Genomic DNA, 19,466 nt, shown 5'->3' with positions numbered 1-19,466 from the left:
GAATGTTCGGCATAATGGTTATGCGGATTACTCATGGAGACGTTCATGGAGACGACCCTGGTCGGGCTGCGGGTGCTGCGCGAGGTGGCGGAGCGGGGCACTTTCACGGCCGCGGCAGAGGCGCTGGGGTACACGCAGTCGGCCGTCTCCCGGCAGATGGCCGCGCTGGAACAGGCGACCGGCGCCCGGCTCTTCGACCGCTACGCCGGCGGTGTCCGGCTGACCGGCTCGGGCCGTGCCCTGCTGCGGCACGCCGTCGTCGCCCTGGACGCCCTGGAGGCCGCCGACCGGGAGTTGCGCGGAGCGGAGGAGGTCGAGAGGGGGCGTGTCCGGCTCGGCTTCTTTCCCACCGCCGGAGCGCTGATCGTGCCCCGTGCCCTGGCGATGCTGCGCCAGGAGCACCCGCACCTTGAGGTGACGACGCGTGAGGCGACCACTCCCTCGCTGGTGCGCGCGCTGCGCGCCGGCACCCTGGATCTCGCGATCCTCTCCTCCAGGCCACCGCACCGCTCGCCCGACACGGACGATCCGCCCCTGAGTGTCGAGCCGCTGCTGGAAGTGCGCCTGGCCGTGGCGGTGCCGACAAGCGGCCCGTTCGCCGAACGGGGCAGCGTCAGCGTCGAGGAGATCGCGCGCGAGCCGTGGATCGCCAGTCCCGGTACCGCGGACGAGCCGCTGCTCGGCGTCTGGCCCGGTCTGCCCGGGCGGCCCAAGATCCGCCACACCGCCCGCGACTGGCTGACCAAGCTCCACCTGGTCGCGGCCGGTGCCGGCATCACCACAGCCACGCCGACGCTGCTGCCCGTCGTCCCGCCCGGCGTACGCCTCGTGCCCGTCGAAGGCGTCACGGAGGAGGTACGACGCGTCAGCCTGGTGCGCATGCCGGGCCCCCTCAAGGCACCCGCGCACGCGCTGGCACGTACCCTGCGCCGGCAAGCCGCCGACCTCGCGGACCTCCCTGACTGACCGTCGGCTCTGTCAGAGGTGACCGCTAACATCCAGCACCTCGTGAAACAGCGCAGTCGGATGCAGGGAGGGATGCGGCGTGGGCGCTTCGGGCTGGGAGTACTACGTGCCGTACCAGGAGGACCTCGACGCCGCGCTCCAGGAGTTGAGGGAGCAGACGTTCCGCGTGGGCGACTACTTCTGGGCGCGCGAGGGGGATGGAACGCTGCCGGAGGAGCGGAGACCGAGGCCGTCGACCGAGGAGGAAATGTGGGCCGACGAGTGGCAGCAGCACTCCGGCACGCACTCGATCCTCGACGTGTTCCGCGTGCAGCGTGAGGACGAGGAGCCCGAGATCTGCGCGGTCCAGCCGGTGACCGGAGAGGAGGCCCGGAGGGCCACGGGCACGGATCGGCTGACCCGGGCGCACATCCCGGCGATCGAGAACCTCGCCCGGGAACGCGGCTACGGACGCTGTGCCGTGCTTCACGGAGCCGACGGGAAACCGGAGGAGATCTACTTCTGGGGCTGGTCCGGAGACTGAGCTACCACCTGGCCTCGGGCTCGGGCTCGTAACGGGGAGCCGGCCTGGAGGAGTTGGGCGAAGGCCCGTCGAGGAGGGGTCCGGTGGGCTGCTCCGGGTGGGCCGGTCGGCGGCGTGCGGCGACCAGCGCCGGGACCGTGAGCGAGGCGAGGGTCGAGAGCAGGCCGCCCAGGAGCAGGGTGGATCTGGGTCCGAGGGCGTCGGAGGTCAGGCCGATCAGGGGGGCGCCGAGGGGGGTGCCGCCGAGGAGGACGAGGAAGTACACGGACAGTACGCGGCCGCGCAGGTGCGGGGCGGCGTGGAGCTGGGTCAGGGCGTTGGCGGTGGTGGTGACGGTGACCGCCAGGTAGCCGGTGGGCAGCAGCAGGGCCATGAAGGTGCCGTAGCCGGGCATCAGGGCGAGCGTGGATTCGAGCACTCCGAAGACGGCCGTCGCGGTGACCAGGCGCCGGGCGGTGGGCGGTCGGCCGGTGTGGGCCGTGTGGAGCGCGCCGACGAGACTGCCCATGGCGTAGGCGGCCGAGAGGTAGCCGAAGGCGGCGGCGCCGGAGTGGAAGACCTTGATCGCCATGAGGGAGATGGTGACCTGGAAGTTGAGGCCGAAGGTGCCGACGACGGCGATGAGCGCGGTCGGCAGCAGCAGGTCCGCGGTGGCGGTGATGTGGCGGAGTGCCTCGGCCAGGCGGGGCGCGCCACGAGGGGGCCCGCCGCGCTCGTGCGGGGCAGCGGCGGGGGTGAGCAGGCCGTAGAGGACGGCCGCGTACGAGACCCCGTTGACGAGGAAGACCGGTCCGATGCCCACGGCCGCGACGGTCAGCCCCGCCGCGGCGGGCCCGAGGATGCGGGCCACGTTGAACTGCGCGGAGTTCAGACTCACCGCGGCCGGCACCCGGTCCCGGCCGACCAGTTCGGTAATGAAGGCGTTGCGGGCCGGACTGTCCACGGCGGTGGCGATGCCGAGCGAGAGGGCCAGCGCGTACACGGCCCACAGGTTCACCGCGCCCGTCACCGTCAGCAGCCCCAGCAGCAGGGACTGCGCCGCCATGGCGGTCTGCGTGATCAGCAGCAGTCGGCGCTTGGGGTACCGGTCGGCCAGGACGCCCCCGGTCAGGCCGAACAGGGTCTGGGGCAGGAACTGCAGCGCGGTCACCCCGCCGACGGCGCTCCCGCTGTTCCCGGTGAGGTGCAGGACCAGCAGATCCTGGGCGGCGCGTTGCATCCAGGTGCCGACGTTGGAGGTCAACTGGCCCAGCAGATAACGACGGAAGGGCCGGACGGTGAGCGCGTCGAGCGCCGGGCCCGGGGCCTTCCGCGTCGTCCGTGGACCTCGTGCGCCCCGTGCGCCCCGTGCGCTCCGCGCCTTCTGGGCGATCCGTGCGCTCATGCCGTCCGGCCGGCGACGGCGTCGTGGGTGTCCGCTACGGGCGGGCCGACGACGGCGTCGTGGGTGTCCGCTACGGGCGGGTCGGCGTCCGTGCCGCGGTCGCCCACCGCGGGCGTGCCGGCGTCGGCGTCGTCGACATGGTGGAAGGTCGGACGGGGGTGCATGAGGAAGTCGTGGTGGGAGATGTTCCAGGCGTAGGCGCCGGCCATCGCGAAGGCGATCCGGTCGCCCACCCGGAGCCGGCCGACCGTGGCGCTGCGAGCCAGGACGTCCTTGGGCGTGCACAGTTGCCCGACCAGGGTCACCGGCTCGTCGCGGACCTCCGGGCGGGGCCAGTTCCGGTGCCAGGAGTCGTCGGGGATGACCTCGAAGGGCTGGTCGTGCTCTCTCGCGGCGGGGGTGCGCAGGTGGTGGGTGCCGCCGCGCAGGACGGTGAACGCGGTGCCGCGGCTGGACTTCACGTCCAGGATCTGGGTGACGTACCAGCCGCAGTAGGCGGTGACCGCGCGGCCCGGTTCGATCCGCAGTGTCAGGGCGGGATGGCGTTCCAGCGTCCTGCGCAGTCCGATGCCGAAGGCCCGCCAGTCGAAGACGTTGCGGGGGTCGGCGTAGTCGACGCCCATTCCGCCGCCGATGTTCACCTCGGTCAGGTCGATTCCCCGTTGCCACGCCCATCGGTCCGCCCAGCCCATGATCTGGTCGACGAGGGCGAGATGGGCGCGGGTGTCGAGACCGCTGGCCAGGTGGACGTGCAACCCCCGCAGCCGGACGCGGTGGTCGGCGGCGATGATCTGCAGGCAGCGGTCCAGTCGGCTGGGGTCCAGGCCGAACGGGCTGGGCCCGCCGCCCATGGCCAGCGCGACCGCGCGGACTGCCACGGGCACGTTGACGCGCAGGAGGACGTCGGCGGTGCGGTCGCCCAGTACGGTCGTCAGCGTGCGGAGCTCCTGCTCGCTCTCGATGTGCAGGCGCTCCACCCGGGCGTCCAGGGCCTGGGTCAGCTCGGCCACGGTCTTGCCGGGTCCGCCGAAGGAGATCGGTGCGTCCGGGAACAGGCCCCGGACATGGCGGAGTTCGCCGCCCGAGGCCACCTCGAAGCCGTCGACGTGCGCGGCGAGGGCCCGCAGCAGCCGGGGATCGGAGTTGGCCTTCGCCGCGTACAGGAACCGGACACGCCGAGGCAGGGCGGCACGGATGGCACGGGCGTGGGCGCGCAGGCCGCGCACGTCGTAGACGTACGCGGGCAGGTCGTCGTCGGCGAGCCGGTGGATGTGCCGGAGCAGGGCGGCTCTCACAGGTGCACCTCGCGGGGGAAGTCCGCGCCGAGCGGACTGGTCAGGGGGACGTAGGTGGCGTGCCGGTCGGCCCTGCGGGACCAGCGCAGCAGGAGGTTGGCCTTGGCGGGCAGCGGAACTCCGGAGAGCAGGGCGCGCAGCCGGGGCGGGTGGCCGGCGGCGCGCGCACAGGCGCCGAGGTGATCGCGGACCAGGCCCCAGAGCGCGGGCTCCCGTGCCGGGTCGAGGTCGGCGAGGGCGCCGAGCACCTCGGCGACATGGTTGACCAGCAGGCAGTACACGACCCGGTTCCAGCCGCGTTCGGCGTCGTAGACGAGCGGGCCGCGGACGTCCTCGGGCAGGGCTGCCAGCGCTCGTTCGTGCGGGCGGGGCAGGAGCTTGGTGCCCTCCAGGTCGCGGAAGATCATCTGCGCCGGTGTGCCGTCGGGGTTCACCGCGACGACGACGTTCTGCAGATGCGGCTCCAGTACGACGCCGTGATCGAAGTACGCGGCGAGCACCGGCGGCAGCAACAGCCCCAAGTAGGCGTCCCACCAGGGCAGTACGTCGCCGTCGCCGCGGGCCAGCAGGTGCGAGACGTGGGCGGCGCTGGTGGGGTACTCGTCGGCGACGGCGGCGGCGAGCAGGGGCGTCACCCCGGGCCGCAGGTGGTCGCGCAGCCCGGAGCGGACGATGACGCCGAGGCCCTCCAGCAGCGTGGTGTCGCCGCCGTCGGCGGCGAGCGTGCGGTAGCCGGGCTCGGCGAGCAGCGCGCTTCCGGGGAAGCGTTCGGCGAGCCCGGCCATGACCGGCTGGACCAGTCGGTTCAACGCGACGGCGCCGGACAGTTCGTAACTGGCGTGCCTTCGAACGCAGTTGGTCAGCCGGACGTTCAGGCTGAACTTCAGGAACGTGTCCGCGTCCCGCTGGTACAGCGTGCGCACCGACGCCGTGGGCACCCACTCGGGCCCGCTCACTCCGCCGTCCACGACGTCCCCCGCGGTCATCGCCGCACGCAGCCGCTCGTGCCGGCTCAGCAGCCGGAACTGCCAGGGGTGCACCGGCAGCATCACGAACTCCGGGTCGGCCGACGGGCACAGCGCGTCGAGCGCGCTCACGTCGCCTTCCTGCCGCACGAGTCGGCGGCGCACGGCCAGGTGCCGCAGGCGCAGCCGGGCCCCGGTCTCCGGCCCGTACGCCAGCCAGTCCGCCGGATCACCGGTACGGGCCTTGGGGGTGGGATGGAAGCGGTGTCCGAAGACCAGGGACTGTTCCGACGCCAGGTAGAGATCCTGACGCGGCATTCCGCCGGCCCGGTGTTCCAGGGCGGTGCGGATCGTCTCGTGGCTGTCGGCGACCTGGTCCAGGAACTCGCTGTTGGCCACACCGGTACGCAGCTCCAGTTCCTCCTGGATGTAGCCGGCCAGTTCCCGCCAGCCCACCGCGGCCCAGGTGCCGTCGTCGAGCCGTTCGACGGGGCCGTGGAAGCGGTGTGCGCCGATCATCGAGACACGGCGCAGCCGTGCCCGCAGGAGCAGGTCGCGTCGGGGCAGGCGGACCAGGAGACGGCCGCCGTCGACGGTGGCCTGGTGCTCGGGCGCGGAGACCTCGCGGATCAGGCAGTTGAGCAGGGTGTGGGCGGTGACGGCATCGGCGGTCCCGGCGGGTAGATCGGTCCGCGTCGCCCGAGCGGGGACGGTGGTGGAAGTCATCGGAGGCTCCGGTGCGGGTGCGGGTGCGGGTGCGGGTGCGGGTCAGCGGTGGCGAGCGAGGGGATTGGGTACGGCGGTCCACTGGGCCTTGCCGGGGTCGTCCGCCAGCCGCATCGCGATGGTCGCCTTCAGCGGCAGGGTGTCGCCGAAGAAGGCCGCGGCGTCGCCCGTGTCCGGCAGCTGCGCGTACACCCGGCGGCCGACCCGGGCCACCGTTTCCCACAGCGCGCCGGGATCGACCGAGCGGGTCCGGGCAAGGACATCGACCAACTCGCTGAACACCCCGCTGAGCAGCCCCCCGAACAGCTTGGTGCGCAGGGTGCAGGCATTGTCGCCGGCACGAGTACCGGCCAGGGACGGCAGGGTGAATCCCCAGGCGCCGAGCCTGTGGGGACTGATCCGCACCCCGTCCAGATCCCGGTACAGCACCCGCACGGGCCGGCCGTCCCGCAGCGCGACGAGCGTGTTCTGGCCGTGGGCCTCCAGCGCCACCCCCATCGACAGCAGGGTCAGGGCGGGCGGCAGCACGAGTTCGGCGAGTTCGGCCAGCCAACGCACCGGATCGCCCGTCACCACGGTCGCGCCGGTGGCGTGTACGGCCGTCAGCGGTACGGCGATCTCGTCGGCGTCGAGATGGGCCTCGGTGGACTCCCTGAGCATCGCGGCCAGGCTCGCGGAGGCCCGCCCGGCCACACGCACGGTGCCGCCGCCGAGTTCCCGCAGGATCCGCAGGCCGACGCCGTACCCGGCCTTGTCGACGACCGCCGAGACCAGCTCGGACAGGGGCGGCCCGTCGGCCACCTCCGCGGGGGAGAGGGTGCGCCGGTAGTTGGTGACCTGGACGTCGAGGGCGGTCTTGATGTGACAGCCCGCCAAGCCGGCCGATCCTGTGGGGCCGGGCTGCGGAGCCAGCGTGCGCAACGACAGCAACGGGCGGGCCGGAACCGTACGTTCGACCGTGGTGAGGTCGGGGTGGTGCACGAGGACATGGTCCCGCTGCCAGGGGTGGACGGGGAGCAGGCGTGTGCCGCCGTCCCACAGCTCCTCGGGCCAGGAGCCGGTGCCCTGCCACCGGTCGGCGGGCACGCGCAGCAGCGTCAGGTGGACCACCGGGTGGTGCTCGGGCGCGTAGGCCAGCACCTCGCTGACGGACATGCCGGTACGGGTACGGCAGCAGGGATGCTGAGGGTGCCCGTCGACCACCGCCTGTTCGGCGTCGACCGAGTCCCGCGGCGGCGCCGACCCCCCGGCGTTCGCCGCGCGCGCCAGGGCGAGGTTCACCACGCTGTTGTCGAGTTCCGCCGCCAGTCGCCGGGCGGCGGGGGTGCGGAGCCCCAACTGCGCGAGCAGCGCGGCGGGTTCACGGACCGGTCCGTCGGGCCCGGTCACGGCGAAGTCGTCGGGTACCTCGGCGAACCGCCGGGCCCCGAGGCCGGCCGCCGCGAGCCGGGTGCCGTGGCCGAGCGTCACGACCAGCGTCTCCCCCTCCCGCCGCCGAGCGGTCACTCCGGGGAGCGCCTCCCGGGCGAGGGCGCCCCAGAGACGGCCGAGCACGGCGGCCCGCGCACCCGGCAGCGCGGCCGTGAAAGGCTCCACGAGGTCCGGGCGCGCCCGGCGCAGTTCGTTCGTCGTCGTGTCGAGGGCATGGATCGGCATGGCGCGTTCCCGGATGTCGGTGGGATTTCCTGATCCGGACCCTAGGCGCCGTCGGGTAAGCGGAAATCCAGCGCGGATAAAGCGACGGCCGCGCAGGGGACGACCGGAATTCGGGGAGACCCGGGATTCTCCCGATCAGCGCGTCCGACTTCCGTGGCACCGCTCTGACCTGGTTGAACACCCGATTCTTAACTCTCCCCTCACCGCGTCCTGTCCGTGTGCTGTGTGTCTCCTGTCGTTCACGCGACATGGCGCAGAATCACTGAGAAGAGGGAACGCTCCGGCGATTTCTGCGCGCGACCCGGTCGCCGTTTGTGAGCCTGGCGGTATGCACGTGTTGCTGATCGAGGACGACGACCGGGTGGCCGAACCGCTGGCGGAGGGACTGCGGCGCTTCGGGTTCACCGTGGAACACGCGCGAACCGGCGCCGAGGGCCTGGCGGCGGGCGAACCCGCCATGGTGCTGCTCGACCTGGGGCTGCCGGACATGGACGGCATCGACGTCTGCCGCGCCCTGCGCGCTCGGTCGGCGGTGCCGATCATCATGATCACTGCCCGGGACTCGGAGGTCGACCGGGTGCTCGGCCTTGAGCTGGGCGCGGACGACTACGTGTCGAAGCCGTTCGGGGTCAGAGAGCTGGTGGCCCGGATCCGAGCCGTCACCCGCCGGGTCCGGGCCGTACCCCCCGACGGCGGCGGCTCCGTCCCGAGGGCTTACGGAGGACGCCCGACCGAGGTCCGCGGCGCCGACCGGATCGGCCCCCTGAGCATCGACCGCCGCACCCGGCAGGTACGGGTGCACGAGTTCCCGGTCGCCCTGGCCCCCAAGGAGTTCGACCTGCTGGTCTGCCTCGCCGAGGACCCCGGAGCCGTCTGCTCCCGCCAGCAGATCCTCGACACGGTCTGGGAACCCCATTACTACGGCCCCACGAAGACCCTCGACGTCCACATCGCCGCGCTCCGCCGCAAACTCGGCGACCCCTCCTGGATCGAGAACATCCGCGGCATCGGATTCCGCCTCACCCCGCCCACCGGCCCGTCTGCCGGCGCCGCGACACGGACCGAGCGGTGGCAGGGCACCCCGTGATCCGCCGTCTGCTGTTCAGCTACCTCGGCCTCATGCTGCTCGTCCTGCTGGCGCTCGAAGTGCCGTTCGGATTCGTCTACGCCCGCGGCGAGCTGAACCGCTTCACCGACACGGCGGAACTGGGCGCCGCGACGCTCGCCGCCGTGTGCGAGGAGAAGCTCGAACACGGACTGGCGGCGGACCTGCCCGGCCTCGCCCGCAGCTACGCGCGACGCACGGGCAGCAGCGTGGTGGTGACCGACCCCAAGGGCGTCGTCCTCACCGACACCGCCGGTGCGTCGGTCGGACGGAACATCTCCGCCGAACCCGACATCGCCGTCGCGCTGCGCGAAGGGCCCACCACCGGGATCAGCGAGGACCTGGCCCCGGGCCGGAAGGTCCTGTTCGTGACGGTCCCCGGCACCTCCAGCGACGACGTGCCCTGCGTCGTACGGTCGCTGTACTCCCTGGCGCCGCTCGCGCAGAAGGTCCGGGCCACCTGGCTGCTGCTCGCCCTGGTCGCCCTGGGCGCGCTGGCCATGGCGGCCCTGATCGGGTTCGCCTTCGCCCGGTGGATCACCCGGCCCCTGCGGGACCTGGAACAGGCCACCGCGCAACTGGCCGACGGCCGCCTCACCGACCCGCCCGCCGCCGACCGCGGGCCACCGGAACTGCGCCGGCTCGTCGCCTCCTTCACCCGCACCGCGACCCGCCTGCAGCATCTGCTGCACACCCAGGAGGCCTTTGCCTCCGAGGCGTCGCACCAGCTGAAGACCCCGCTGACCTCGCTGCGCCTGCGGCTGGAGAACTTCGAGCCGCACCTCGCGCCCTGCGCACAGGCGAGCCTGAACGAGGCACTCGACGAGGTGGGCCGACTCAGCCGCATGGTGCAGGGACTGCTCGCCCTCGCCCGGCTGGAGAACTCGGCGATCACCCCGGAGCCCGTCGACCTCGACGCCGTCATCGCCGAACGCGCGGCGATCTGGACGGCGTTCGCCGGCGATCAGCACGTGGGCATCACCGTGACCGGGCCGAGAGCGGGGGAGGTGTGGGCGGTCGCGGGAGCACTGGAGCAGATCATCGACAACCTTCTCTCCAACGCGCTGCGCGCCTCCCCGCCCCGCACCGTCATCACCCTGGCGACCGCCACCGAACCGGCCACCGGTGGTCGTACGGCTCCGCTGGTCGAGCTGCATGTGATCGATCAGGGTCCGGGCATGAGCGAGGCGGACCGGACCCGCGCCTTCGACCGTTTCTGGCGGGCCCCGGACGCCCACCACGACGGCACCGGCCTCGGCCTGCCCATGGTGCAGCGGCTCACCCATGCGAGCGGCGGCGAGGTCACGCTGGAGGCGGCTCCCGGCCGCGGACTGGACGTCGTCGTACGGCTGCGCTCCGTACGTCCCGCCCAGCCCGTGGCCCACCGCAGGATCCCTCCGCTGCGCGGTCACGCCGCGGCCGGAAGCCGGCCGCCCGGCGAACCGGCCTTGCGACCGGATGCGTGACCGGGCCGGCCAGTCGTCGTCGCCGACCGGTGAGGGCGGCGTTCACGGCCCGGCCGCGGCCACCGTACGATCGCGGGCTCCACGACGCGTTGCGCGGGGTCGCCCGGACCCGATCGCCTCCGAGCCCGATCCAGGGTGCGGCGGGGCGGGCCGGGTCGTGGTCGTGATGAGATGTCGTCGGCGTTCTTCGCCTGAGGAGGGGATGCTCTGGTGAGCGTGGGGGAGGACCTGGTGCGAGAGGACCCGGCCGCGATGGCTCGTCGGCCGCCCGCAGTGGACCCGGAGTTGCGGGCCGTGCTGGCGGGTCTGGACGGGGTGGCGAGATCTCCGCTGACCCCGGCCAACCTCGTGGCCAGGCAGCGGGCGGACGCCACTTCCCGGCCGCGGCCGACGATCGGGGAACTGCGTGCCGACGGCCGGTTCGAGGTGGAAGAGCTGCACAGACCGCCGGCCGGAGACTCCGGCGAGGTGGTGCTGGTCAGCGCCCGGCCCGCCGGGGCGACCGGACCGCTGCCCCTGCTGTACTACCTGCACGGCGGTGGGCTGGTCATGGGCAACGCCTGGTCCGTGTTGCCGCGGTTGCTGCGCGAGGTGGCACTCCCGCTCGGCCTCGCCGTTCTGTCCGTCGAGTACCGGCTGGCCCCGGGCACGCCGTATCCCGGCCAGTTGGAGGACTGCTGGACCGGCCTCGTGTGGGCCACGGAGCGGGCGGCCGACCTGGGTCTGGACCCGGACCGCGTGATCCTCGGCGGGAAGAGCGCCGGCGGCGGGCTGGCCGCGGCACTCGCCCTTCTGGTCCGCGACCGCGGTGGGCCGCGGCCGATCGGCCAGTTGCTGCTCAGCCCGATGCTGGACGACCGCAACAGCAGCTTCTCCAGCCACCAGATGGCCGGCCGCGACACCTGGGACCGCACCTCCAACGCGACCGCGTGGCAGGCGATGCTGGGCGAGCGGTACGGCTCCGACGACCTGCCGCCCTACGCGGCCCCCGCCCGCGCCACAGACCTCACCGGGCTGCCCCCGGCCTACCTTGAGGCCGGGTCGGCCGAGACCTTCCGGGACGAGGTCGTGGCCTACGCGAACATGATCTGGCAGGCCGGTGGCGCGGCCGAACTCCACGTGTGGCCCGGCGCCTGCCACGGCTTCGACACCCTCGCCCCGCACGCGGCCGTCAGCCGCGACGCCCGCGACGCCCGTGTCCGCTGGCTGCGCCGCCTCCTGCGCCCCGTCCCCGCGCCGGGCGAAAGCTGATCAGTGGCGAAGGCCGGGAGACGTCTCGCTCGCGTCGACCGCGGACTTGCGCGACCTGAGGGCCCAGGTGCGGCGGGCCCGCTGCCTGACCGGCCGTGAGCTAGGCAGTTTCGTTTGGATCAGTTGGTCGTTGGTCCGGGTGTGCCGTTGACTGATGCGCAGTGGGCGCGGATTGAGCCGTTGCTCCCGGACCGGACGCCGAAGCGGGGTGGCCGTTGGCGGGACCATCGTGAGGTGATCGACGCGATCGCCTACAAGTTCCAGACCGGCACGCAGTGGGTTCACCTGCCGGAGAGGTACGGCAACTGGCGAGGTGTCTACAACCGGCTGCGGATGTGGGCCGTCGACGGTACCTGGGAGCGGGTGTTCACCGCCCTGGTGGCCCAGGCCGACGCGGACGAGGGCCTCAACTGGGCCGTGTCGGTGGACTCCACGATCGTGCGGGCTCACCAGCACGCGGCCGGAGCCCGCAAAAAGGGGCCCCGGCCGGCGAACCGGATGACCATGCCATCGGCCGGTCCCGCGGCGGACTGACCACGAAGATCCACCTCGCCGCCGACGACCGCTGCCGGCCGCTGGCCTTCCACCTCACCGCCGGACAGGCCGGTGACGCACCCGCCTTCACCGACGTCATGGCCCGCCTGCGCGTTCCCCGCCGGCGAGGACGGCCCCGCACCAGGCCGGACCTGGTCCTGGCCGACAAGGCGTACTCCTCCCGCGCGATCCGCGAGCACCTGCGCAAACCCGGCATCCGGGCAGTGATCCCCGTCCCCGCCGACCAGCGCAAGCATCGGCTACGTCGGGGCAGCCGCGGCGGCAGGCCACCGGCCTTCGACCGCGAGACCTACAAGCAGCGCAACACCGTCGAGCGGTGCATCAACCGCCTGAAGCAGTGGCGCGGCATCGCCACCCGCTACGAGAAGACCGCCACCATCTACCTGGCCGGACTCCACATCGCGGGCATCTTCCTCTGGTCTGCCCGGTGATCCAAACGAAACTGCCTAGTGCCGGGGAAGTTCGAAGGCGTAGGCACGCGGCGCGGCGCATCCCTGGCAGGTGCCGGCGAACCGAGCGAGGGTGTGGTCGTCGGCGTCGGTGATCGCGTTCCGCCAGAGACAACGGAACTCCCCACATGCGCAGGGCCGTTCGCTGACAGCGATGAGTGCACGCGTGGCGGAGTCGTAACCTCTCTCTGCCGGAACCTGTGGGAAAGAGTCCGTACCATCGGGATCGGGCAGTCCGTACCGCTTCCGTACCCATGACGTCGCCTTGGCGGTCAGAGCCCCTGACCCGCCGCATTCGACACATTTACCCGGCCCCGCGTTGTTGCCGGCACAGACGCATCGTCCGTAGCCGCCGCTGCCGCCGCTGTAGGGCCTGCCTTCGCACAGCAGGCACACTCCCCAGCCGTGACAGTCGTCGCACAACACACCGGGGACCGTGCTCAGCGTGAACCATGGCCGGCCCAACTGCCGTCCGGTGTACACGACCGGCGTCCAGCCGGTGAACGTCAGGAGTCCGGGCCCGCTGCCCTCGTAGACCCTGACCTCGAAGTCCTCCCGCCGGGCCGTTGCCCAGCTTTCTCCCGGCGGGCCCGGAGACCGCCGGTGCGCGGTCCAGCCCTCCGTGGTGAAGGCGCGCAGGACGTCGTCGAAACCGGGAGACGACGGGCGATCGTCTCCGCCGACACAGCACAGGAAGAGGAAGCGGTGACCGACTGGCGCGGGATCCCGCAGCCGTACCGGGTCGGTCCACTCACGGGCCACCACGGGGCGGCGGTCCGGATACAGCGCGGAAGCGATCCGCAGGAGCTCTCCTTTGAGCCAGACCGCGCTTTCCGGTGTGCCCGGGTGCTCGGAGAAGACCTCGTCCATGTAACGCCCCCCTGACTCGATCACGGAGCAAGATACTTCAGATCACGCTCCTCATCAGCCGTCAATTCCGGCCTGAGCCGCAGGGATGTGCCGCCGGCCCGTCTGCGGCACCGCGACTCCGGTACGGCTTTCGTGGGGTCGCCCTCGATGATTCCCCCGGCCTGGGCGCCACCGGCGGTATTCCGTGCCTGCCGGGAGTCTCGCGTTCCTTCCTGGTTCCCCACGGTGAGGGCGTGCTGGAAGGCGCGCCTGTAAGCGGTGGGAGTGGTCTGGACTTCGCGGGCGAAGTGGAGACGCAGGTTCGTCGCGGTTCCCAGGCCGGTCTCGCCCGCGATCTCCTCGACGGTGAGGTCGGTGGTCTCCAGGAGGCGTCGGGCCTGTTGGAGGCGCTGCGCGTTGAGCCAGCGCAGAGGCGTGGTACCGGTTTCCGCGGTGAAGCGGCGGGCGAAGCCGCGGGGAGAGAGCGAGGCTCGGCGGGCCAGGTCGGCCACGGTCAGGGGGTGGTCGAGGTGCTGGAGGGCCCAGGCACATACGTCGGCCATGCCGTTGCCCGCGACGGGCAGGGGCCGGGAGACGTACTGGGCCTGGTTGCCCTCGCGGTGGGCGGGCACGACCAGCCGGCGGGCGAGTTCGGCGGCCGCGTCCGCGCCCAGGTCCTCGCGGACCAGGTGCAGGCACAGGTCGATGCCCGCGGTGAATCCTGCGCTGGTCATGACGGGGCCGGCGGCGATGTAGAGGGGCGCGGGGTCGACGTCGACCGCGGGATAGCGGTGGCCGAGATCGGGGGCGTCCAGCCAGTGAGTGGTGGCGCGGCGCCCGTCGAGGAGGCCGGCTGCCGCCAGCGCGAAGGCGCCCGTGCACACCGAGACGACGCGGGCGCCACGTGCCGCGGCGGCTCGCAGGGCTTCGGTCACCGCGGGCACGGGTGGATCGTGCGGCGCGTAGCCGGGCACGATGATCGTGTCGGCCTCGGCCAGGGCGTCCAGCCCCCGAGGGGCGACGAGGTCGAACCCGGTGGACGTGGCCACCGGCCCGGCCTCGGCGGCGCACAGGCTGAACCGGTACAGGCCGGGAGAGCCGGGTGCCCCGAACACCTGCGCGGGAATGGCGAGGTCGAAGGCGACGACCCCGGGGAGCGCAAGGGCGACGACATGGTGCATGGCAGAAATCTTATGGCTGCCGTCATTTCTGCCTATCGCGGTGCTCGCGCCCCTCTCCGCACGATGGACCGACCACCGGATGCCACTCAGGGCCCCGACCAGGGAGAACACCGATGCGTTTCCTCGACGCCGCCTCATTCACCGCGGAACGCCCCTGGGGTGCCACCGATCTCGCGTCCCTGGACGACGCGACGGTTCGGCTGCACTGGACCGACCAGCCGTACCAGTGGCACGTCAACGACGGTCCCGAGGTGTTCGTCGTCCTGGACGGGGCAGTGGACATGCACTACCGCGTGGACGGCGTCGAGCATGTCGAGCGCCTGACGCCAGGCCGGGTGTGCTGTGTCGAAGCAGGGGACGCCCACGTCGCCCACCCCGCACCGCGGGCGCGCGTCCTCGTCGTCGAAAGGCGCGGCAGCGTCTGAAGCCGGTGGCTGGTCGGGCCCGGTTCGGTGGGGCGTCCACGGTCCGGCGGGGGGCGACGCGTGCACCGTGCCCGGTGCGGGCGCCGCTCCCGTCGAACCGCCGCGGCTCGGCGCCAGGGACATTCTCCACGTCCTGGCGCGCCGGAAAGTGATGGCGCGGCGGGGGAGCGGAACACGCGCGGCGGCACGCTCCTGCCGTTGCCGTTGCCGTTGCCGTTGCCGTTGCCGTTGCCGATGGTGAACAGGTCGTCCAGCCCGGCCGGGTTCGCACCCGGTCAGGGGACGCTGTCGAGCCGGTCGATGAGGATCATCGCCACGTCGTCCGTCAGGCGGCCCCCGGTGTGGCGGAGCAGGTGCTGGTGCAGTTGTTCCAGAAACCCCTGCGGAGTCGCGGCGTGGATTTCTTCCATCGCCTGCGAGAGGGCGAAGAAGTCGTTGTCGCGGTTACGGGCCTCGATGACGCCGTCGGTGTACAGCAGCAGCCGGTCACCGGGGACGAACGGATAGCTGTCGGGCTTGGCGGGAGGATCGGCGAGCAGATCCTCCAGACCGAGAGGCGGCAGCGGGCAGTCGGGCATCAGGGCCTGGACGCTGTCCTGGTGCAGCAGTATCGGAGGCGGATGGCCGCGGTTGACCAGCTGCACCACCGGTTCGTCCGGGACCTGGGCCAGGAGAGCGGTGGTGAATCCCTCCAGTACGGCTTCCTGCTCGAACGCACCGGGGATGGCAGCCTCCCGCCGCAGCGCGGCCGCGCAGCGGTTCGTGACCTCCGCCAGTTCATCCTCATAGTGGGCGGCCTCCCGGAAAGCGCCCAAGGTCACCGCCACCGCGCGAATAGCGCTCAGACCCTTGCCCCGGACATCCCCCACGACCAGCCGCACGCCGTACGGCGTCTGCACCGCGTCATAGAGATCACCGCCGACCTGTGCCCCCGTTCCGGCCGCGAGGCACAGGCCGGCAGCCCGCACCGGGCCCAGCCGCGCGGGAACAGGCCGCAGAATGACTTCCTGTGCTGCCACCGCGATCCGGCGGACCTGGTCGAGCTGGCTCTGCCTGCGCGTACGCACCGCTCTACTCAGGATGACACTGGCCACGGACACCACCAGCAGACCCAGGAAGTTGCCGAAGACCTGAGGGGTGGCCCACGCGTGGTTGAAGGTGGCCGTGGTCACGTTGACCCCCAGGGCGACGGCTACCGCGAACAGGGTGCCTCCCGGGCCCATCGCCAACGCGGCCAGGGCCGGTACCGAGGTCAGGACAGGGCCGGTGACCAGGGCGTGGGCAGGCGACAGCTCGATAGCCAGTACACCCAGCGCGATCACGAAGGGCACACACTGCGCCAGGGTGAACAACACCCTGCTGTGACCGCCCGCCCCCGCTCCGGGAGGCGAACGCAGGAGCCAGCGCATACCTCCAGCCTGCCTTCCCGCAGGCCGGCGCTCCACCTGGCACACCCATGAGCCGCCCGGCCGGCCCGCCCGGCGAACTTGGTCGACGACCAAGTGGACCTTGGCGCTCAGGCCGTCGCGGGAGCGGGCCCCAGCGTGGGCGGCGGCCGAATTTCTTGTCCGGCCACCGAAATATGGGGTCCAGGGCCCCAGGATTAGGCTGACCGGCGTTCCGCCCTCCCCGCCTGACCCGGAGTGCCGTGTGCTTGAACCGTTGACCGTAGCCGTCGCCCAGCCTCGCTGCGTCGACCTGGACGTCGCCGCCAACGCGGCTTTGCACTCCGAGGCGGTGCTGCGCGCGGAGGCACGGCTGGTCGTCTTCCCGGAGTTCTCTCTCACGGGTTACGACCTCGCCGCACCGGCCGTGGCCGCGGACGACCCCCGGCTCGCCCCGCTGGTCGACGCGTGCCGCAGCACGGCAGCGACGGCACTGATCGGCGCTCCCTGGCAGGGCGAGGACGGGCGCGAGTACATCGCGACCCTGGCCGTCACGGGCGAGGGGGCGGCGCCGGCGTACGCGAAAATGCGTCTGCACGGGGCGGAAGGGCTCCGCTTCACCCCGGGCGAGAAACCCGCGGTGCTGGAGATCGACGGGTGGCGGTTGGGGCTCGCCGTGTGCCGCGATGCGGCGGTGCCGCGACACGCCGCGGAGACAGCAGCCCTGGGCATCGACGCGTACGTCGCGAGCACGCTCTATGGCGCGGGCCCCGAGCAGTCGGCCCGACGGGACGCGCATATGCGGGAGCGGGCAGTGGAGCACGGTGTATGGGTCGTGCTGTCGACCGTGGCGGGGCCGAGCGGCGCGTACCGGGAGACCTCTGGCGGCTCAGGGGCGTGGTCGCCCGACGGTTCGCTGGTGGCGCAGGCCGGGCCCGAGCCCGGTGCCGTGGTGATCGTGACACTCGGCTGACGGTTCATGACCGTGGCCGCCCCGGCCGAGTTGATCGTGGTGGCGCGCAGGAGGCGGCCGATCACCGCGCTGACACGACCTCGACTCCCACCTCGACTCCCGTGACAGGGAGCGGTGAGCGAATCGACGGACGGGAGGGTGCTTGCCGACCGAGCATGCTGCCGATGCCGTGATCGACTCTGCCCGCCGCCGCTGCTGCCGTCCATCCGCTGGGTCCTGGCTCTTGCACGTCAGCGGTCGCCGGATCTGGTCTCTCGCGGCATCCCAGGGCCTCATGCCTTGTCATGGACGCAGGAACGGCTGCTGTCATCGGTGCGGCGATCGGAACGCTCGGAGGTTTTGGCGGCGGCTTGGTCACCGCTATGAGCCAGGGATCGCAGCAGAGACGGCAGCGGCAGATCGACCGGGAACTCAGGCTGGAGGAGGCTCGCCGCGACGCCTACGGCACATGCATCAGCACTTCCAAGCAAGTGTCGGCGGCCTGGTGGAAGTTGGCAGCGAGTCTTCGCGTCGAAGGGAGTACCGAGGAGCAGTGGCGTGAACCCGCGGCCGACGCCCATGCGGCATGGGCTCCCTTCAGTTCCGCGGTGGCTGAGGTCACCGTCGTAGGCCCCGCATTCGTGGCCGACGCGGCCGATGCCCTGCGGCGGGCGATGTATCGCCTGGACATGGCTGGGACGGCCTGGCATGAGGCTGCCCGCCGAACGGGAGTCGGCCGCCTGGAAGACCTCGACGCCCGGTACATGCGGGCAGTATAAGCAAAGCGCGCACCAGGCAGCGCCTTTCAGGCAGCAGCCCGCAGGGCGTTGCGGGCGGAGAGCTAGGTGTTGCGGGTCATGAGGTTGTTGACGGGCCGGTGAGTTCGGCTTGGTTGTCTGCCGCCCATTGGGCGAGCTGCGCCAGGGGCCCGTTCGCGAACGATTCGCCAAGCGGCGAGAGTTGGTAAACCGCGCCGGGATGCTCCGACGATCGCTCGGTGCCGCGCACTTCCGATGGCCGCGGGATGTCCGCGCGGATCTGCCGACGGCGCAGGTGGCCGCGGATCGCGCGAGACGAGTAGGCACGGTCGGCCAGGACCATGGCGTGGCGGGTCCGCGGCCGGGTAGGGCCGGTCCTCGGCACCCCCCTGACGTTGCCGGGCGAGCTGGGTCCCAGGGACAGTGCGACGAGCCGATGACGTCCAGCGTCGTGCGCCGCACGGCGAGGATGACTCAAAAGCGTCGGCCATGCCCGTCAATTTTGAACGCGTTCAACTCTGTGGTCTAGGCTCGCCCCGAGATGAAGGAGGGGGAGTCGATGAAGATCGTGATTCCTGGAGGGACCGGACAAGTCGGCGGGGTCCTGAAGCGCGCGCTCGGCGCCGCCGGCCACGAGGTCGTGACCCTCACCCGACGCCCCCCGCGCGAGGGCGAGGTCCGGTGGGACGGTAAGACCCTGGGGCCGTGGGCGGCAGCGGTCGACGGCAGCGATGTCGTCATCAACCTGGCCGGTCGCAGCGTGAGTTGCCGGTACACGGCGGCCAATCTGCGGGACATGATGGACTCCCGGGTCGATTCCGCACGGGTCGTGGGCGCTGCGATCGCGGACGCTGCCCGTCCTCCCCGGGTCTGGCTGCAGATGAGTACGGCCACGGTGTACGCGCATCGCTTCGACGCCCCCAACGACGAGGCCACCGGCCTGATCGGCGGGACCGAAGCGGGCGTGCCGGACTACTGGGCGTACAGCGTCGCCATCGCCAAGGCCTGGGAGCGGGCTCAGCGGCAGGCCGAGACGCCGGCCACCCGCAAGGTCGCCCTGCGCTCGGCCATGGTGATGAGCCCGGACCCCGGCGGGGTCTTCGCCGTCCTGCTCGGGCTGGCCCGCCTGGGGCTCGGCGGCCCGGTCGCCGGCGGAGCGCAGTACGTGTCGTGGATCCACGAACACGACTTCGTTCGCGCGGTGGAGTTCCTGATGGATCGTGAGGACATCACCGGACCGGTGAACCTGGCGGCTCCGCAACCCCTTCCCCAGCGTGCGTTCATGCGCACTCTGCGTTCCGCGTGGGGTGTTCCGGTGGGCCTCCCGGCGACCAGGTGGATGGCCGAGGTCGGCGCGTTCGCCCTGCGCTCCGACACCGAACTGCTCCTGAAGAGCCGCCGCGTCGTCCCGGGCCGACTGACCCGGGCCAACTTCGACTTCCAGTACGCCCGGTGGCCGCAGGCCGCGGACGAGCTGGTGCGTCGGGTGCGCGAACGAGTCGGGGGCCGTTCCCCGGCGCGCCGATGAACGGTTCGAGAGGCCGGCTTCACATCGGATTCGCCATCGACAGCCTC

17 protein-coding genes and 1 pseudogene are annotated in these 19,466 nt (G+C 72.0%); 10 read left to right on the top strand and 8 right to left on the bottom strand.

The features are described from left to right. Window positions 1–45: 45 nt before the first annotated feature. Both ACWDD7_RS29405 and ACWDD7_RS29400 read left to right on the top strand, forming a co-directional pair. Window positions 46–966 carry a LysR family transcriptional regulator gene (locus ACWDD7_RS29405; protein ID WP_450459624.1) on the top strand — a complete coding sequence of 307 codons (921 nt, stop codon included), beginning with the start codon at window positions 46–48 and terminating at the stop codon, window positions 964–966. 79 nt (window positions 967–1,045) lie between these two features. Next, the gene (locus ACWDD7_RS29400) at window positions 1,046–1,489 is read left to right on the top strand and encodes a hypothetical protein (protein ID WP_450459623.1); all 444 of its coding nucleotides are present in this window, start codon (window positions 1,046–1,048) and stop codon (window positions 1,487–1,489) included. A gap of 1 nt (window position 1,490) precedes the next feature. Here ACWDD7_RS29400 and ACWDD7_RS29395 read toward each other — a convergent pair whose 3' ends face one another. The 4 genes from ACWDD7_RS29395 to ACWDD7_RS29380 are packed head-to-tail and all read right to left on the bottom strand — an operon-like array spanning window position 1,491 to window position 7,515. After that, window positions 1,491–2,873, bottom strand: a complete 1,383-nt coding sequence (locus ACWDD7_RS29395; RefSeq protein ID WP_450459622.1) for an MFS transporter — start codon at window positions 2,871–2,873, stop codon at window positions 1,491–1,493. Next, entirely contained in the window at window positions 2,870–4,168 is a 1,299-nt protein-coding gene (locus ACWDD7_RS29390) for a type III PLP-dependent enzyme (protein ID WP_450459621.1), read from the bottom strand. The genes ACWDD7_RS29395 and ACWDD7_RS29390 overlap by 4 nt, the downstream gene beginning before the upstream one ends. Next, the gene (locus ACWDD7_RS29385; RefSeq protein WP_450459620.1) at window positions 4,165–5,859 is read right to left on the bottom strand and encodes an IucA/IucC family protein; all 1,695 of its coding nucleotides are present in this window, start codon (window positions 5,857–5,859) and stop codon (window positions 4,165–4,167) included. The genes ACWDD7_RS29390 and ACWDD7_RS29385 overlap by 4 nt, the downstream gene beginning before the upstream one ends. 42 nt (window positions 5,860–5,901) lie before the next feature. Beyond that, window positions 5,902–7,515: an IucA/IucC family protein gene (locus ACWDD7_RS29380; protein WP_450459619.1), complete on the bottom strand. Its 1,614-nt coding sequence runs from the start codon at window positions 7,513–7,515 to the stop codon at window positions 5,902–5,904. A gap of 328 nt (window positions 7,516–7,843) precedes the next feature. Here ACWDD7_RS29380 and ACWDD7_RS29375 point away from each other — a divergent pair, with 328 nt between their 5' ends. From ACWDD7_RS29375 to ACWDD7_RS29360, 4 genes are all read left to right on the top strand, one after another. Then, window positions 7,844–8,602, top strand: coding sequence for a response regulator transcription factor (locus tag ACWDD7_RS29375; protein ID WP_450459618.1), 759 nt, complete (start codon window positions 7,844–7,846; stop codon window positions 8,600–8,602). Then, window positions 8,584–10,086 (top strand): sensor histidine kinase, encoded by a 1,503-nt coding sequence (locus tag ACWDD7_RS29370; protein ID WP_450459617.1) that lies wholly within the window; start codon window positions 8,584–8,586, stop codon window positions 10,084–10,086. The genes ACWDD7_RS29375 and ACWDD7_RS29370 overlap by 19 nt, the downstream gene beginning before the upstream one ends. A gap of 252 nt (window positions 10,087–10,338) precedes the next feature. After that, window positions 10,339–11,337, top strand: a complete 999-nt coding sequence (locus ACWDD7_RS29365; protein ID WP_450459656.1) for an alpha/beta hydrolase fold domain-containing protein — start codon at window positions 10,339–10,341, stop codon at window positions 11,335–11,337. Window positions 11,338–11,460: 123 nt separating this feature from the next. Beyond that, a protein-coding gene (locus tag ACWDD7_RS29360; protein WP_450459655.1) for an IS5 family transposase occupies window positions 11,461–12,323 on the top strand; the annotation gives its coding sequence in 2 pieces (ribosomal slippage) (window positions 11,461–11,818 and window positions 11,818–12,323; 864 coding nt in all). A 15-nt stretch (window positions 12,324–12,338) separates the two neighbouring features. On the opposite strand, the gene ACWDD7_RS29355 is transcribed toward ACWDD7_RS29360, so the two are convergent. Next, on the bottom strand, window positions 12,339–13,211 hold the full coding sequence (locus ACWDD7_RS29355; RefSeq protein ID WP_450459616.1) for a hypothetical protein: 873 nt from the start codon (window positions 13,209–13,211) through the stop codon (window positions 12,339–12,341). Between the two features lie 20 nt (window positions 13,212–13,231). Continuing rightward, complete coding sequence (locus tag ACWDD7_RS29350) at window positions 13,232–14,371, bottom strand: GlxA family transcriptional regulator (RefSeq protein WP_450459615.1); 1,140 nt, start codon at window positions 14,369–14,371, stop codon at window positions 13,232–13,234. Between the two features lie 113 nt (window positions 14,372–14,484). Here ACWDD7_RS29350 and ACWDD7_RS29345 point away from each other — a divergent pair, with 113 nt between their 5' ends. Then, window positions 14,485–14,796, top strand: coding sequence for a hypothetical protein (locus tag ACWDD7_RS29345; RefSeq protein WP_450459614.1), 312 nt, complete (start codon window positions 14,485–14,487; stop codon window positions 14,794–14,796). 275 nt (window positions 14,797–15,071) lie between these two features. On the opposite strand, the gene ACWDD7_RS29340 is transcribed toward ACWDD7_RS29345, so the two are convergent. Next, complete coding sequence (locus ACWDD7_RS29340; protein WP_450459613.1) at window positions 15,072–16,127, bottom strand: PP2C family protein-serine/threonine phosphatase; 1,056 nt, start codon at window positions 16,125–16,127, stop codon at window positions 15,072–15,074. A 331-nt stretch (window positions 16,128–16,458) separates the two neighbouring features. Between ACWDD7_RS29340 and ACWDD7_RS29335 the strand changes: the two genes are divergently transcribed. Next, window positions 16,459–17,154: a carbon-nitrogen hydrolase family protein gene (locus tag ACWDD7_RS29335; protein WP_450459612.1), complete on the top strand. Its 696-nt coding sequence runs from the start codon at window positions 16,459–16,461 to the stop codon at window positions 17,152–17,154. Between the two features lie 284 nt (window positions 17,155–17,438). Beyond that, window positions 17,439–17,912, top strand: a complete 474-nt coding sequence (locus tag ACWDD7_RS29330; RefSeq protein WP_450459611.1) for a hypothetical protein — start codon at window positions 17,439–17,441, stop codon at window positions 17,910–17,912. Between the two features lie 220 nt (window positions 17,913–18,132). Here ACWDD7_RS29330 and ACWDD7_RS29325 read toward each other — a convergent pair. Then, a pseudogene (locus ACWDD7_RS29325) lies at window positions 18,133–18,276 on the bottom strand (IS5/IS1182 family transposase); the annotation flags it as partial. A gap of 174 nt (window positions 18,277–18,450) precedes the next feature. Between ACWDD7_RS29325 and ACWDD7_RS29320 the strand changes: the two are divergent. Next, the gene (locus tag ACWDD7_RS29320) at window positions 18,451–19,419 is read left to right on the top strand and encodes a TIGR01777 family oxidoreductase (protein WP_450459610.1); all 969 of its coding nucleotides are present in this window, start codon (window positions 18,451–18,453) and stop codon (window positions 19,417–19,419) included. Window positions 19,420–19,466: the final 47 nt, after the last annotated feature.

This window comes from Streptomyces sp. NPDC001056, from assembly GCF_053598955.1.
The sequence above is the reverse complement of the archived record's forward strand: the minus strand, read 5'-3'. Positions and strand labels throughout refer to the sequence as shown.